Source organism: Streptomyces sp. NPDC000075 (genome assembly GCF_040301925.1).
GTDB classification, from domain to species: domain Bacteria; phylum Actinomycetota; class Actinomycetes; order Streptomycetales; family Streptomycetaceae; genus Streptomyces; species Streptomyces polychromogenes.
This window is the reverse complement of sequence record NZ_JBEPFL010000050.1, coordinates 14767-28956: the sequence shown is the minus strand read 5'-3', so window position 1 is coordinate 28956 and position 14190 is coordinate 14767. Positions and strand designations below refer to the sequence as shown.

Here is a 14190-nt window from a genome sequence, read left to right as displayed (position 1 = left end):
GTAGGCTCGGCGGATGGCGAAGTACTTCGACGTGCACCCCGAGAACCCTCAGCGGCGCACCATCAGCGGCGTGGCCGACAGCATCCGCTCCGGCGCGCTCATCGCGTATCCGACCGACTCCTGTTTCGCGCTGGGCTGCCAGCTGGGCAACCGGGAGGGCCTGGCGCGGATCCGGCAGATCCGCGAGCTCGACGACAAGCACCACTTCACGCTCGTGTGCCAGAACTTCGCGCAGCTGGGGCAGTTCGTGCACGTGGACAACGACGTGTTCCGCGCGATCAAGGCGTCCACCCCGGGCGCCTACACGTTCATCCTCAAGGCCACCTCGGAGGTGCCGCGCCAGCTGCTGCACCCGAAGAAGAAGACGGTCGGGGTGCGGATCCCCGACCACGTGGTCACCCAGGCGCTGCTGGAGGAGCTGGGCGAGCCGCTGCTGTCCAGCACCCTGCTGCTGCCGGGCGAGGACGAGCCGATGACCCAGGGCTGGGAGATCAAGGAGCGGCTCGACCACGTGGTGGACGCGGTCGTCGACTCCGGGGACTGCGGGACGCGGCCGACCACCGTCATCGACTTCTCGACCGGCGAGGCCGAGATCGTCCGCCGGGGTGCCGGCGACACCGACCGCTTCGAGTAGAGGGACCGCCGGGTCCGGGCCCGGCCCCGTCAGGTGACCCCGTAGCGGCGGACCGTCTCCTCCTGCTGCGCGATGCGGTGCATGGCGCGGAGGATCGGTTCGAAGAGGATGGTGGCGGCCACGGCCGCCTCCACCCGTTCCGACTCCGAGGGGAAGGTCTCCACGAAGTCCAGGTCGTGGACGGCGACCTGGCGCATCATCCGGGCGTAGGGGGTCATCATCTCCGCGTTCCACCCGTAACCCAGCCGGATCAGCGAGGCGACCGCCTCCACCAGCGAGGCGTGGTCCGGGTTGAGCGGGGCGAGATCGCGGGCGCTCTCCCAGCCCAGCTCCTCCAGCAGCCGGTCGACCTCCCGGCGTGCCGTGACCCGGGCCTCGTCGTCCTCCTCGGCGTCCGGCGCGGGCGGGTGGGGCAGCGCCCACAGGGAGGCGCCCAGGCGGAACGTGCGGCCCACGGTGTCGTCGTCCACGTGCCGCAGCACCTTCCCGGCCGCCGCCACCGAGAGCCCGCCGACCTGGAGCAGGGTGCGGACGAGGCGCAGCCGGCGCAGGTGGGCCTCGTCGTAGTCGGCGGTGGTGGCGCTGATCCGGCGGCCGGGCTCCAACAGGCCTTCGCGCAGGTAATACTTGATGGTCGCGGTGGAGACGCCACTGCGTTCGCTCAGCTCTGACAGCCGCATCCCTTGCGCCTTTCCTCGGATAGCGCCACTATCTCATCACCCCCTGTTGGACAGCGACGCTATCCAACCCGCGGCCCACCGTCCGGCGGCACCGCAGGCACGAAGCGATAGGGAGAACGATGTTCCAGCACGGCAGTACCCGGCGCACCGCCGCACGGCGGGCCGGCCTCGTGGCGGCGCTCGGCCTGAGCCTCGCGCTCACGGCGGCGTGCGGCGGCAAGGACACCGGGTCCGGGTCCTCCTCGTCCTCGAAGGGCGGCGGCGGGTCCTGGCAGGTCGGCGACTGCGGCGGCCCCGACCCCAAGCAGGCACCGGACGGGTACCGGGCGATGGGCTGCGACGAGTCCGGCGCGACCTTCAAGGCCCTGGAGGTCACCTCGGCCGGGTTCCTGCCCGGCTCGGTCCAGTGCCCGGCCGGGACGGACCTGATGATCCGGGTGTCGGTGTCGTACGGCACCTCCAAGGACAAGTCCAAGGGCGGCGGCATCCCCACCCACACGGTGTGCGGGCGCAACCTCTCCGGCGACCACCCCGGCGACGCCGGGGCCGGCGGCGGACAGCTGGTCAAGGGCGACTGCGTCTCCTCCTCCGCCCAGGAGGTGGCCTGCGCGTCGGCCGGCGCCGGCGCCTTCAAGGTGCTCGACCTGGTCAAGGAGAAGGGCCAGTGCCCGTCCGGGACCACCGAGCCCATGGAGCTGACCCTGTCGATCGGACGCCCGTACGACGTGATCTGCGCGGCTCCCGCATAGCGGGGCGGGCCGGGGCGGCCCACGATGGACACATGAGCGCGGGACGGTACGAGCTGAGGTTCCCCGGCGGCGCCGGGACGGGCGAGGACACCGTGGTCGTGGACCGTACGGAGGCGACCGGTCCCGGCGGGCATCCGGTCTACGCGGACGCCACCGGGATCGTGCGCGCCGAGATCAGCGACCGGGGCGAGGTGCGGATGCTGGCCACGGGCGGCCACCAGGTCCCGTCCCAGCCGGTGACGGCGCGCCCGCTGCCCTAGGGGTGTTGCGCCCGCGTCGTGTGGGCCGACGGTGCGAAACCCGGACGTCGCCGCTCGCGCCTGCGGCCGCCGCGCCCGGGCCGGGTCCGATAGTCGCCTGGGTGCCCGCTGACGGGACCCGTACGGCGACCCCGGAGGAACAAGCGATGGACAGCGCAGGACTGCCGCGCCGCACGGCCCTGCTCGCCGGCGGCCTGGCGGCCTTCGCCGCGGGCACGCTCGCGGCCTGTACGGCCAGGCCCGCCATCCCGGCCGGCAGCACACGGGGGCGGCCCGAGCCCGCCGCGCCCAACCCGCAGACCACCACCCCGGCCGCCGCCTACGCGCGGCTGATGGAGGGCAACAAGCGGTGGGTGGACGGCAACCTCCAGCACCCCGACCGGGACCCCACCCGCCGCCAGCTGGTCGCCCAGAGCCAGACCCCGTTCGCCGTGGTCCTGTCCTGCATCGACTCCCGGGTGCCGCCGGAGCTGCTGTTCGACACCGGGCTCGGTGACATGTACGTCCTGCGCACCGGCGGGCAGGCCGTCGGCCCGGTGGTCACCGGCTCCGTCGAGTACGGGCCGCTGACCTCGGCCACCCCGCTCGTCCTGGTGCTCGGGCACCAGCGCTGCGGCGCGATCGACGCCGCGTACAAGGCGGCGCGCGACGGGAAGCCCCTTCCGGGCAACCTGGAGGCGATCACGAAGGCGCTGCGCCCGGCGTACGAGCAGACCGTCAAGGAGGGCGGACCGGACCCCGTCGACCGGATGATCCGCGCCCAGGTCAGGCTGACCGCCGACGAGCTGCGCGGCAACGCGGACCTCGCACCGCTGGTGCGCAAGGGCACCCTCGCGGTGGTCGGCGCCTACTACTCCCTCGACACCGGGAAGGTGGAGGTCCTGACGGGCGCCCTGCCCACCGGGACGGCCAGCACGACGGCCGGCACCACCCCGGAGCCCTCCGGGACGCCCGTCGGCACCGCTACGCCCTCGGGGACCCCCGCGCCCAGCGGCAGCGCCACGCCCTCCGGCACCGGCCTGCCGACGGAGACCGCTCAGCCGACGGGCCTGCCGTCCTGAGCGGCGGCACGCGGGAGCCCCGTGCCGGGCCGCGGGAACGCGACCCGGTACGGGGCTCCGGAACCGGCGGGCGTCAGGCCGCCGGCGCGGGCTCGGCCGGGGCGGCCTTCGCCGGCCGGGGGGCCGGGTAGACCGCCTCGCGCGGCAGCCTGGGCTCCAGGCGCAGGACGCCCAGGGCCGAGACGGTCGCACCCACCGCGAGGACCAGCCACATGGCCGTCGGCGAGAGGGTGAGCAGGGCCGTCAGGACGGCCGGGGCCAGCGCGCTGGGCACCGCCCAGGAGAGCTGGTAGACGGCGAGGTGCCGGCCGCGCGTCTCCTCCGGGGCGGCCTGCGCGCACAGCGCGGAGGCCGTGGCGCCGTGCATCAGCTCGCCCGCCGTGAACAGGACGGTCGCGGCGAAGATGCCCACCAGGATGACGGACTTGTCCCCCACGGCGGCCAGAGCGGCGAAGACCACGAACGAGGCCGCGAACACGGCCGCGCCCAGGGCCACCGCGCGCGAGCGGCGGAAGGCCACCAGCGCCCGGGTGACCGGGATCTGCAGGAGCGCGATCCCGACCGTGTTGACCGCGTACAGGACGCCCACCAGCGAGGTGGACGCGCCCAGGTCCTGGGTGACGTACGCCGGGATGCCGACCGCGAGCACCGTGTAGCCGAACGCGGTCGGCACGTTGAGCAGGGTCAGGGCGAGGAAGGGCCGGTTGCGGGCGACGAGGCGGTAGCCGCCCTTGCGGGAGACCCGGGGGGCCGCGTCGCCGGGGGCCGTGCGCGGGATCGGGATGGACCCGAAGCAGAACGCTGCCAGGACGTATCCGGCGGCCGTGCAGAACACGATCACGTAGTAGAACGCGTCGCTGCCCAGGGCCAGGACCCCGCCCGCGATCAGACCGCCCACGCCCAGACCGGCGTTGCGCAGGCTGCGCTGCGCGGCGAGCAGCTTGTCCCGCTCGTTGCCCTTGACGAACTCGGCGATGAACGACTGGATGGCCGGCGGGTACGAGGTGTCGCCGAGCGCCACCAGCAGGATCACGCAGAACATCGTGTAGCCGTTGTCGACGAGCGGGTACGTGCAGAAGCCCGCGGCCCGCAGCAGGTACCCGCCGGTGACGACGGCCTTGGCGCCGAACCGGTCGATGAGGACGCCCGCCGCCGGGTTGCTGATCAGGCCGATCACGGCGGCGGCCGTCATGAGGGTGCCCACCTGGGTGAGCGGCAGCCCCGTCACGTGGTGGAAGTACAGCAGCGACAGGGGGAGGTACATGCCGGCGCCGGTGGCGTCGACGACCATCCCCAGCATGTACCGCGTCTTCGCCGACAGGCGGGCCCCCGTCATGACGCGTCCCCGATCACGCTGTGTTCGCGCACCCACTCGCCGAGCTCGCGCAGCCGGCGCTCGCACTCGGCGCGGTCCGGCGCGGTGCCCACGGCGGCGGCGAGGAAGTCGGAGGATCCGGAGGCCGGGGCGATGACCTGGCCCTCCTCCGCGTAGAGCCAGAAACCGTCGAGCCAGGGCTCGTCGGGGACGGCCGGCAGTTCGCGCACCAGGCCGGGCCGCTTCATCATGAGGAGCTGGCCGGCCATGTGACGCGGGCTCGGCAGCCCGGCCGGGTCGTCGCCCCGGCGGACGGCGTCGGGGAGCGGGTGACCGGCGTCGGCGCGGACGGCGTACTCGCCGAGGTGTACTCCGAACAGGCTGTGGAAGACCTCGCGGATCTTGGCGCCGCCGGGGCGGCAGGCGATCTCGCACAGCACCAGACGGTCGTCGGGGGTGTGGAAGACCTCCATGTGGAAGGCGTGGTCGCGCAGCCGGGAGCCCTCGGGGGCCAGGGTGGCGAGGACCCGCTCGGCGAGGTCGAGCAGGCGCGGGGTGAGCGGGTCGTCCTCGTCGAGGGTGAGGTCGATCCGCGGGCCCGGGTCGGAGGCGAAGGAGGACAGGTCGTACTGGTACTGCGAGGGCCAGGCCATGGCCACGCGGCCGTCGCGCACCACGCCGTCGACGTGGCACATGCGGCCCGGGACGAAGCCCTCCAGCAGGACGTCGTCCCGCTCGCCGGCGGCGTACGCCTCGGCCAGGGTCTCCTCGAAGGAGGCCGCGTCGCGCAGGATACGCAGGCCGATGGCGTTGAAGCCGCTGCGCTCCTTGAGGACCAGGGGGAAGCCCTCGGCGTCCGCGAAGGCGCGGGCCTCGTCGGCGGTGCGGGGCTGGACCCAGGGGGCGACCTCGATGCCCGAGGCCTGGGCGCGGGTCTTCATCAGGGCCTTGTCGCGGAAGGGCTTGACGTCGTCCTTCCAGGGGCCGCGCAGCCCGGCGCGCTGGCGCAGCCGCGCGGCCAGGTCCATGTCGCCCTCGTGCAGCACGGTGACACCGGTGATGTGGTGCTCCGCCATGAGTTCGAGGGCGCGGGCCTCGAACTCCGGGGAGTCGAAGTCGTCGTGGACTTCCAGACGGGTGTAGCCGAGGTTGCCGTCGGGGACCTTCTCGCCGGCGAGTTCGATCTTCTCTCGGTTGGCGAGGACGACGATGTCGCCGGTGTGGTCCGGCAGCCAGGAGCGGTACGGGAACGGCTCCAGCGGGTTGCGGTGGATGATCAGCAGGTTCTCGCGGGGCGCGATCTCGGAGGGCCGCGCGAGGACGGTGGTGCCGTCCGGGTGGGCCAGGGTGATGCGGACGTGGTCGCGGATCACCTCGGCGCCGCGGCGGATCGCGGCGGTGGTGTCCTCGGCGGCGACGGCGATCAGGCCGAGCCGGTCCCAGTTGTCGGTGAGGACGCGGACGCCGTCGCCGGGCTTGGCGCCGACGGTGACGGAGATGACACCCTCGGCGGCGCGGGCCCCGTCGAGCCCGGCGACGGACTCCACGGTGGTGCCGGGGGTGCCGACCACGGCACGGACGCTGGCACCGCCATGCGCGACGGGCCGGTCGGGCAGTTCCTCGACCAGGCCGAAGGGGTGGCCGACGGCGAGGGTGATCAGGTCGACGCCGAAGGCGCTGCGCACCAGTTCGGGGATGGAGTCGCCGCCGATGCGGTTGTGGCCCTCGATGACGCGGGGGCCCTTCGGCGTGAGGCGGACCTCGGTGTGGCAGACGCCGTCGCGCATGCCCATCACGTCGAGGAAGCCGCGTATGCCCTCGCGTATCGCCGCGTCGTCGGCCTCGGAGAGCCGGGCCGGGACCGCGTGGCCCAGTTCGGCGAAGTGGCCGTCCGAGGTGAACTTCTCGGTGACGGTGATGATGACGTGGCGGCCGGCGAAGCTGAAGGACTCGACGCTGAACTCGGGGCCGTCCAGGAACTCCTCCATGAGGAAGTCCTTGAGGACGAACAGCGAGGAGACCCGGTCGGTGCGGGTGCCGGAGAGCCGGGTGACCTCGTCCCAGACCCGGTCGGCGTCCTCGGGGCCGCGCACGCGCATGACGCCGATGCTGGCGGTGGCGTCGACGGGTTTGACGATGAAGGGGAAGCCGTAGGAGGCGCCGAAGGCGTCCAGGTCCTCGCGGGTCTTCAGGGAGCGGGCGCCCACGGCGTGCTCCGGGTCGTGCTCGGCGACGTAGCGCCGCATGGCCGCCTTGTCACGGATCCGGGCCGTGACCTCGTAGCCGGTGCCCCCGAGCCCGTACAGGTCGTTGATCCGGCCCGCGTTCTCCAGCCCCGGCTCGGTGAGGGAGACGACGGCGGCGAAGCCGGGGCTCTCGTGCCAGGCCCGGACCAGGGGCTCGACCAGGGTCCAGTCGGTGAAGTCGACGACCTCGACGGCGGCGGCGAGACGGTTCTGCACCTCGCTCACCTTGGTCGGGTGCTGGAGGAGCAGCACGTTCAGCCCCAGGTCGTGGGCCTTCTGCACGGTCTCGTCGGTCCCACCGACGAGCAGCAGGGTGCGCTCGGGGTTCATTCGCTCTCTTCTCCCCCTGCGGCGGCAGGGAATGTTCAGGCTCTTACTCGGGCAGGCGTGGGGGGCGGGGAAGGAGTGGGGCGGGCGGCCCGGTCCGCCGTGCGGCGGGCTCCGGTGCCGCGTTCAGGGCCGGCCGGCGGTTTCCGCTTCCGGCCACCAGCTGAGGTAGCGCTCGCCGCTGTCGGGGAACACGGTCGCCACGACGCTGTCCGACAGGTCGTGCCGCCGGGCGAGTTCGGCGCAGGCGTACGCGGCCGCGCCCGCGGAGATCCCGACGAGGAGCCCGGTGCGGGCGGCGAGGGCGCGGGTGGCGGCGGCGGCGTCGGCGTCGTCGACGGCGATCACCTCGTCGATGAGGTGGACGTCGGTCACGGGGCTGATGAAGCCGCCGTTGAGGCCGGGGATGCGGTGGGGGCCGGGCTCGCCGCCGGAGAGCAGCGCGGAGCCCGAGGGCTCGACCGCGACCACCTTCAGGTCGGGGTTGCGCTCGCGCAGGTAGCGGGCGATGCCGGTGATGGTGCCGCCGGTCCCGATCCCGCACACCAGGTAGTCGACGCGGCCGCCGGCGTCGCGCCAGATCTCCGGGCCGGTCGTCGTGTAGTGGGCGCGGACGTTGTCGGGGTTCTCGTGCTGGCGCGCGTACCAGGAGCCGGGCATCTCGGCGTGCAGCTGTTCGGCGCGCTCGCAGCAGGCGCGGAAGCCCAGGGTGTGGTCGGTGAACTCGACCTCGGCGCCCAGCATGCGCAGGGTCAGCACGCGCTCGCGCGAGGCGTTGGAGGGGAGGACGATCAGACAGCGGTAGCCCCGGGAGGCGGCGAGCGCGGCCAGGGCGATGCCGGTGTTGCCGGAGGTCGACTCGATGACGGTGGCTCCGGGCACGAGGGCGCCGGACTCCTCGGCGGCCCGCAGCATGAAGAGGGCGGCCCGGTCCTTGATGCTGGACAGCGGGTTGGCGGCCTCCAGCTTGGCGAGGACCCGGGCGGTGGCGGGCAGGCCGTCGAGCTGGAGTTCGATCAACGGCGTCTCGCCGACGAGATCCTCGAACGATGCCGCGATGCGGCCGGCGGTGAGCGCGTTGTTCACGAGGCTCCCCCTTTGGTGCTGGACGTGCGGTCGGTCCTCCGAAAGGTAGCCAGGTGCGGTGGTGCGCGATTGGGGCCCGGCTCGGGGGAGGCTGGAGCCCCGCTCGCGCACCGCGCGTGCTGGTGACCGACGCGACGCCCTTGGTACTAGAGCGCGTTCACGTCTATCGCGTCGGCCATCGCCCGGTAGCCGGCGTCGTTCAGGTGGAGGTGGTCGGCGAAGGCGTACTCGGCCTTGAGCTTCTCGGGGTGCTCCGGGTCGGCGACGGCCCGGTCGAAGTCCACGACGGCGTCGTAGGCGCCGCCGGTGCGGATCCACTGGTTGACCTCGGTCCGCACCGCGTCGCCCCGCGCGGTCCCGTAGCCCGAGTCCCCGAAGGGCGGGATGGTGGCGCCGATGATCCTGACGCCCCGGGCGTGGGCCTCGCGGATCAGCTCCCGGTGTCCGGCGATGATCTGCTGCGCGGAGACCCGGGGGCCCGTGGTGCAGCGGTCCTGGGGGCCGTCGGGCTGGACGATGTCGTTGGTGCCCTCCAGGACGATCACCGTGCCGGTGTCGGGGCGGCCGAGGGCGTCGCGCCGGAAGCGGTTCAGGGCGCTCTCGCCGAAGCAGGCGGAGTCGGTGAGGACCTTGTTGCCGCCGATGCCGGCGTTGAGGACCGGGCGGGGCCGGCCCTGGGCGGCGAGCCGGGCGGCGAGCGCGTCGGGGTAGCGGCGGTCGGCTCCGGGGGTCGCGCCGAAGCCGTCCGTGAGGGAGTCCCCGAAGGTGACGACCGCGTCCCGGCGCGGGCCGGGGGCGGCGGGGCTGCGGACGTCGACCCCGGCCAGGTAGTACCAGGAGTAGCTCTGGTTCCCGGGCGCGGAGAAGGCGTCCCCGGCGGCGTCGCGCAGGTGGTCGCCGTCGGCCCGGAAGGAGGTGGCCATGGCGACGTTGTGGAAGGTGGCGGGGCCGCTGGGGTCCTGGAAGTACAGGGTGACGGTGAGCTGTTCGAAGGCCTGGACGGGCAGGGACACGGCGTCGCTGGACAGTTCCGCGCCGGCCGCGAGGGTCACCGCGGCCCCGCCGCCGAAGCGCAGCGGGCGTACGGTCCCGGGCTGGAGGGCCGCGCCCCCGGCGCTCTTGGCGACGGTCGCGCCGGTGAGGCGCAGCGGGGTCTTCCCGTAGGCGTTGGACAGGCGCACGCGCAGTTCGCTCCCCTGGGCCCCGGCCCGGATCACCTGGCGCACCGACTGGTTACGGAAGCCCTCCTCGGACCAGTTGGGGAACCAGTCGGTGTGGGTGGCGGTCTGCGGGGAGGCGCCCCAGGCGCTGTGCCAGGGGTTGCCGTACGCGGCGGCGGGGGTGGTGGCGGCCGCGGCCAGGAGGGCGGCGGCCAGCGGGACGGCGAGAGCGGTCTTGTTCTTGTTCACACCACCCTGACCCGTGCCGGCCCCCGGATGTGACAGGAGTGCCGGAAATTCCTCGTGATTTCCCGTCCCCCGGGTCCGGTCCCGGCGGGCCGGGACCGGACCTGAGGGTTCCTCAGCGGCGCACGCCCGCGAGCTTGTCGGGGTTGACCTGGATGCGGAGGTTGCGGATCAGGCCGTTCTCCAGGTCGAAGGTGAGCGCGGCGACGGGGTTGCCGTCCACCTCGGTGAGGACGCCGAGCTCCCCGTTGATGAAGGCCGGGGTGACGACGGCCGCGGCGTTGGCGGGCTTGGCCAGGACGCCGAAGAGCCAGCGGGCCACGTGGTCGGCGCCGTACAGCGGGCGGCGGGCCGCGGTGACCTTGCCGCCGCCGTCGGACCAGGCCGTGACGTCGGGGGCGAGCATCTCCAGGACGGCGTTGATGTCGCCCCCGGCGCAGGCGGCCAGGAACCGGTCGGTGACGCGCTCGCGCTCCGCGGTGTCGGTGTCGAAGCGCGGCCGGCGGGCGGCGACGTGCTTGCGCGCGCGGGAGGAGATCTGCCGGACGGCCGGCTCCTCCCGGTCCAGGAAACCGGCGATCTCCGCGTGGGAGAAACCGAAGACCTCGCGCAGGAGGAAGACGGCGCGCTCCACCGGCGAGAGGGTCTCCAGGACGACCAGCATCGCCGTGGAGACGCTTTCGGCGATTTCCCGGTCCTGCGCCACGTCGGGTTCGGTGAGCAGGGGTTCCGGGAGCCAGGGTCCGACGTACTCCTCCCGCTTGGCGCGGGCGGAGGTGAGCCGGTTCAGGGACAGGTTGGTGACCGTGCGCACGAGGTACGCCTTGGGGTGGCGCACCTCCGAGCGGTCGGCCTTGTTCCAGGTCAGCCAGGCGTCCTGGACGATGTCCTCGGCGTCGCTGACGGTGCCCAGCATGCGGTAGGCGGTGGCGAACAGGAGCCTTCGGTGTTCGTGGAAGGGGTCCGTCTCGGGTTCGGTCGTGATCACCGCTCGATTCTGCACGGACCGCCTCCCCCGCCTCGGGCCGGGGCCCGCAGGTGCGGCGGGACGCCGGGGCTACAGGGTGCGGACGCGCTGGTCCTTCAGGTCGTAGCGGGCGGCGGCTATGGCGAGCTTGCCGGCGGATATGGCGCGGGCCAGGTCGGGTTCGGCGGCGAGCCGGTCGCGGGTGCGCAGGGCGTGGGCGTCGATGGTGGCGGCGATGCGGGCGTCGCCCTGCCGGCCGTGGTCGATGGACGGGCGTATCTGGTCGGCGAGGTACTGGATGTGGGCGGGGAGCGGGGTGCCGGTCTCATCGGCGTGGACGGCCGCACCGACGGCTCCGCAGGACTGGTGGGCGAGGACCAGCACCAGGGGGACGGCCAGTTCCAGCACCCCGTACGCGATGCTGCCGAGCACGGCCTCGTCCAGCACCTCGCCGGCCGAGCGGACGGTCAGCAGGTCGCCGAGCCCCTGGTCGAAGACGAGTTCGGGCGGGACCCGGGAGTCCACGCAGCCGAGGACGATCGCGAAGGGGTGCTGGCCGGTGGCGAGCCGCAACCGGGTCGACGGCGACTCGTGCGGGTGCCGCTCGTGGAAGGTGCGCCAGCGCCGGTTGCCGGCTTCCAGTTCACGCCGGGCCTGTTCGGGGGTGGCGGGACGGCCGCCGGGGCCCGGGGCGGGCGGGGCGGCGGAGGCGGGGAAGGCCGAGCCGAGCGCGAGGACGGATCCGGCGGCGGCCGTACCGGCGACGGCGGTCCGCAGCAGGGCGCGCCGGCTGGGCGCGGCCCCCTCACGTAAGGAATCGGCGTTCGACGTGCTCGTGTTCGAGACCATGCGCGCCAGCATGGCGCTTTGTCCCGGCTTGACCCAAGGGTGCGCGAACGGTTGTCCGAAACCCCCGCGCGGGCGGCTCAATCCCGTGGGGTGATCGTCCGCAGTGCGACGACGGCCGTCCGGCCTGCGGTGCGCACCCGGCACGGCGCCACGGGGGCTTCCAGCAAGGCGGCGTCGTACGGGCCGAGTTCGACGCCGCCGCCGGGGTGGTCGAGGCGGGCCGGTCCGTCCAGGGCCACGATCAGCAGGACGGTCTCCGGCGCGGGAGCGAGGGCGAGCGTGCCCCGGACGACGGCGGTGTCCGCCGCGACCCGGCCGCGCCGGTACATCACGTTGAAGTTCACGACGGGCCCGTCCAGCAGCCGGCAGCCGGTGGGCTCGTCGCCGGGGAAGTCACAGGGCGCGTAGCGCTCGTCGACGCGGCGGGCCACCCCGGAGACCGTGAGCTCCATGCCGGCGCCCTCGGCGAGGGTCAGGGTCCTGTCGACCCCGGGGAACTCCGAGAAGGGGCCGTCCCCGGCGACCTCGGCGAGGCTGACCCGCCAGGCGGACCCCTCCGTCCCGGCACCCCCGGGCCGGGCCGCGATCTCGCGGGTGACCCCGCCGCCGTTCTTCCAGGGCACCGCCGTACGGTCGGCGGCGCGCAGGATCGTGACGTCGGCGGGGCCGGTCATACGGGGCTTCCTTCCCTCGGGTCCGTACCGCCCGGCGGCCGGTACGGACCCGGGGCGCTGCGGCCGAGCCTAACCGGCCCGGCTCACGGCGAAGTCGTCGCCGTGGACGGCGCCCTGCCCGTACCAGCCGTGCAGGTAGACGGTGACGGTCCCGGAGGCGCCGGTGGTGAAGGGCACCGTCAGCGCGGTCCAGCCGGTGGAGCCGGTCCAGGTACTGGCGTTCGCGCCGCCCCGGACCCCGAGGTAGGCGTAGCTGCCCTGGACCCAGCCGCTGAGGGTGTACGCGGTGCCGGGGGCGAGGGTGAGGGTCTGGGCGCATTCACCGGTGTGGGCGGAGTCCGGGTTGGCCGAGACGGCGTAGGTGCCCGAGTGGACCGGCGCCGTGCCGACCGAGCCGCCGTTCTCGCAGGTCCAGGGGGTGAGGGAGCCGGTCTCGAAGCCTCCGTTGACGAGGGCGCCGCCACCGCCGCCCGGGCCCGGGACCGTGAGGGTGAAGGCGCCGGTGTGGCTGGTCTTCCCGGCGGCGGTGACGGTGAGCGGGTAGGTGCCGGGGGCCGCCGTGGCCGAGGCGGCGACGGTGAGCTTCGCGGTGGCGCCGGCGGTGACCGCGTCGGGGGTGAGGGTGGCCGTGACCCCGGCGGGGGCGCCGGAGACGGTCAGGGCCAGGGGCTGCGCCGCGCCGGAGGTGACCTGGGTGGAGACGGTGGCGGTGGTGCTCGTGCCCGGGGGCACGGAGGCGGAGCCGGGGGCCACGGAGACCGAGAAGTCGTCGGCGGCCGGTCCGCCGCCGGTGAACGGGGCGAAGGTGTGGGTGAAGTACCAGGGGTCCTGGGCGATGCCGGAGCAGGTGTCGGAGCCGCCGGTGCCGGGGCAGCCGCCGTTGTCGCGCTGGAGGGCCCAGAACGAGAGGGTGTTGATCCCCTTGGAGACCGCCCAGTCGTAGACGGCCGTGGCGTTGGCGGTGGTGAAGGTCTCGGCGGCCCCGTAGTCGTCGATGCCGGGCATCTCGGTGACGCCGATCATCCCCCACAGCTGCGCGGGGGTCCGGCCGGGATAGAGGGCGGCCAGCTGGTCGTAGAGCCCGGTGGCGGCCGTACGGGTGTCGGCGGCCATGTCGTGGGAGGCGCCGTCGTAGTAGTCGAAGGTCATCAGGTTGACCACGTCGACCCGGGCCCCGGCGGCCTTGGCGCTCTTGAGGACGGCCAGTCCGCTGGCGGCCAGTCCGCTCGTGGTGGTGGGGAGGGTGTAGGAGATCTGGAGGGGGCGGCCCGAGGCGGCGGCCCAGTCCTGGAGCTTCTTGATCGCCTGGTTGCGCCGGTCGACACCGGCCTTGTTCGTCAGGGACTTGTCCTCGATGTCCATGTCGAGGCGGGCGACGTCGTAGGTCGTGACCAGCTTCTGGTAGGCGGCGGCGATGGAGTCGACACTGGTGCAGCTGTCGGCGATCTCGGTGCCCCCGCTGTCGGCCGCGTAGCCGCCGAAGGAGGGGATGACGTCGCCGCCGCGCGCCCGGATGGCGGCGAAGTCGGCGCCGAAGACGGAGCCGGCGACGGGCTGCGCGGTGGAGCCGTTCCAGTACGGGGTGCAGGAGCCCTTGGCCTCGGTCTGCACGAAGGCCATCGTCAGGTACTTCGCACCGGACTTCTGCGCGAGGTCGGCGGGACTGTCGGAGGAGTACGCCTCGAAGTAGGGGGCGAAGACATGCGCGGGCAGTGGGGTGGCCGCGGAGGGGGTGGCCGCCCGGGCGGGCCCGGCGCCGGCGGCGCCGAGCAGTCCGGCGCAGGTGACGAGGGTGGCGCAGGCCGCGCTTAAGCGGCGGAGGGCATGCTGACGCAGTCTCAACGAAGGCTCCCGGTGGGGCGCGAGCGAACGGGCGGACGCCTCATGATTGGTCTGGACCAGGTCCGGGTCAAGGGGGCCGGCCGATCCGCGCCCC

13 protein-coding genes are annotated in these 14190 nt (G+C 73.7%); 4 read left to right on the top strand and 9 right to left on the bottom strand.

The genetic code is table 11. From position 1 onward, the window contains the following. The first annotated feature begins 13 nt into the window (after positions 1-13). Positions 14-634, top strand: a complete 621-nt coding sequence (locus ABT403_RS36100) for an L-threonylcarbamoyladenylate synthase (RefSeq protein WP_344158138.1) — start codon at positions 14-16, stop codon at positions 632-634. 29 nt (positions 635-663) lie between these two features. On the opposite strand, the gene ABT403_RS36095 is transcribed toward ABT403_RS36100, so the two are convergent. Continuing rightward, positions 664-1314 carry a MerR family transcriptional regulator gene (locus ABT403_RS36095; protein WP_344158135.1) on the bottom strand — a complete coding sequence of 217 codons (651 nt, stop codon included), beginning with the start codon at positions 1312-1314 and terminating at the stop codon, positions 664-666. A gap of 119 nt (positions 1315-1433) precedes the next feature. On the opposite strand from ABT403_RS36095, the gene ABT403_RS36090 reads away from it, so the two are divergent. The 3 genes from ABT403_RS36090 (at position 1434) to ABT403_RS36080 (ending at position 3384) form a co-directional block, all read left to right on the top strand. Next, the gene (locus ABT403_RS36090) at positions 1434-2063 is read left to right on the top strand and encodes a hypothetical protein (protein WP_344158132.1); all 630 of its coding nucleotides are present in this window, start codon (positions 1434-1436) and stop codon (positions 2061-2063) included. A gap of 32 nt (positions 2064-2095) precedes the next feature. Next, complete coding sequence (locus ABT403_RS36085; RefSeq protein WP_344158129.1) at positions 2096-2323, top strand: DUF6296 family protein; 228 nt, start codon at positions 2096-2098, stop codon at positions 2321-2323. A gap of 146 nt (positions 2324-2469) precedes the next feature. Beyond that, positions 2470-3384: a carbonic anhydrase gene (locus tag ABT403_RS36080; RefSeq protein ID WP_344158126.1), complete on the top strand. Its 915-nt coding sequence runs from the start codon at positions 2470-2472 to the stop codon at positions 3382-3384. A gap of 73 nt (positions 3385-3457) precedes the next feature. Here the strand turns inward: ABT403_RS36080 and ABT403_RS36075 are convergent, their stop codons facing one another. The 8 genes from ABT403_RS36075 to ABT403_RS36040 form a co-directional block, all read right to left on the bottom strand. Beyond that, on the bottom strand, positions 3458-4720 hold the full coding sequence (locus tag ABT403_RS36075; RefSeq protein ID WP_344158122.1) for an MFS transporter: 1263 nt from the start codon (positions 4718-4720) through the stop codon (positions 3458-3460). After that, complete coding sequence (locus tag ABT403_RS36070) at positions 4717-7275, bottom strand: ATP-grasp domain-containing protein (protein ID WP_344158119.1); 2559 nt, start codon at positions 7273-7275, stop codon at positions 4717-4719. Before ABT403_RS36070 ends, ABT403_RS36075 begins: the two co-directional genes overlap by 4 nt. 123 nt (positions 7276-7398) lie before the next feature. After that, positions 7399-8358 (bottom strand): PLP-dependent cysteine synthase family protein, encoded by a 960-nt coding sequence (locus ABT403_RS36065; protein WP_344158116.1) that lies wholly within the window; start codon positions 8356-8358, stop codon positions 7399-7401. A 146-nt stretch (positions 8359-8504) separates the two neighbouring features. Next, the gene (locus ABT403_RS36060) at positions 8505-9767 is read right to left on the bottom strand and encodes an SGNH/GDSL hydrolase family protein (RefSeq protein ID WP_344158113.1); all 1263 of its coding nucleotides are present in this window, start codon (positions 9765-9767) and stop codon (positions 8505-8507) included. Between the two features lie 112 nt (positions 9768-9879). Continuing rightward, positions 9880-10680 carry an RNA polymerase sigma-70 factor gene (locus ABT403_RS36055; protein ID WP_425580193.1) on the bottom strand — a complete coding sequence of 267 codons (801 nt, stop codon included), beginning with the start codon at positions 10678-10680 and terminating at the stop codon, positions 9880-9882. 141 nt (positions 10681-10821) lie between these two features. Beyond that, positions 10822-11580, bottom strand: a complete 759-nt coding sequence (locus tag ABT403_RS36050) for a carbonic anhydrase (RefSeq protein WP_344158107.1) — start codon at positions 11578-11580, stop codon at positions 10822-10824. Between the two features lie 77 nt (positions 11581-11657). Then, positions 11658-12254, bottom strand: a complete 597-nt coding sequence (locus ABT403_RS36045) for a HutD/Ves family protein (protein ID WP_344158104.1) — start codon at positions 12252-12254, stop codon at positions 11658-11660. 69 nt (positions 12255-12323) lie between these two features. Next, positions 12324-14096: a glycosyl hydrolase family 18 protein gene (locus ABT403_RS36040; protein WP_425580177.1), complete on the bottom strand. Its 1773-nt coding sequence runs from the start codon at positions 14094-14096 to the stop codon at positions 12324-12326. Positions 14097-14190 lie beyond the last annotated feature (94 nt).

What these genes read in the sequence shown, in the direction of transcription:
- ABT403_RS36100 (WP_344158138.1), top strand. Translation starts at nt 14, where the DNA reads ATGGCGAAGTACTTCGACGTGCACCCCGAGAACCCTCAGCGGCGCACC.
- ABT403_RS36095 (WP_344158135.1), bottom strand. Translation starts at nt 1,314, where the DNA reads ATGCGGCTGTCAGAGCTGAGCGAACGCAGTGGCGTCTCCACCGCGACC.
- ABT403_RS36090 (WP_344158132.1), top strand. Translation starts at nt 1,434, where the DNA reads ATGTTCCAGCACGGCAGTACCCGGCGCACCGCCGCACGGCGGGCCGGC.
- ABT403_RS36085 (WP_344158129.1), top strand. Translation starts at nt 2,096, where the DNA reads ATGAGCGCGGGACGGTACGAGCTGAGGTTCCCCGGCGGCGCCGGGACG.
- ABT403_RS36080 (WP_344158126.1), top strand. Translation starts at nt 2,470, where the DNA reads ATGGACAGCGCAGGACTGCCGCGCCGCACGGCCCTGCTCGCCGGCGGC.
- ABT403_RS36075 (WP_344158122.1), bottom strand. Translation starts at nt 4,720, where the DNA reads ATGACGGGGGCCCGCCTGTCGGCGAAGACGCGGTACATGCTGGGGATG.
- ABT403_RS36070 (WP_344158119.1), bottom strand. Translation starts at nt 7,275, where the DNA reads ATGAACCCCGAGCGCACCCTGCTGCTCGTCGGTGGGACCGACGAGACC.
- ABT403_RS36055 (WP_425580193.1), bottom strand. Translation starts at nt 10,680, where the DNA reads ATGCTGGGCACCGTCAGCGACGCCGAGGACATCGTCCAGGACGCCTGG.
- ABT403_RS36050 (WP_344158107.1), bottom strand. Translation starts at nt 11,580, where the DNA reads ATGGTCTCGAACACGAGCACGTCGAACGCCGATTCCTTACGTGAGGGG.
- ABT403_RS36045 (WP_344158104.1), bottom strand. Translation starts at nt 12,254, where the DNA reads ATGACCGGCCCCGCCGACGTCACGATCCTGCGCGCCGCCGACCGTACG.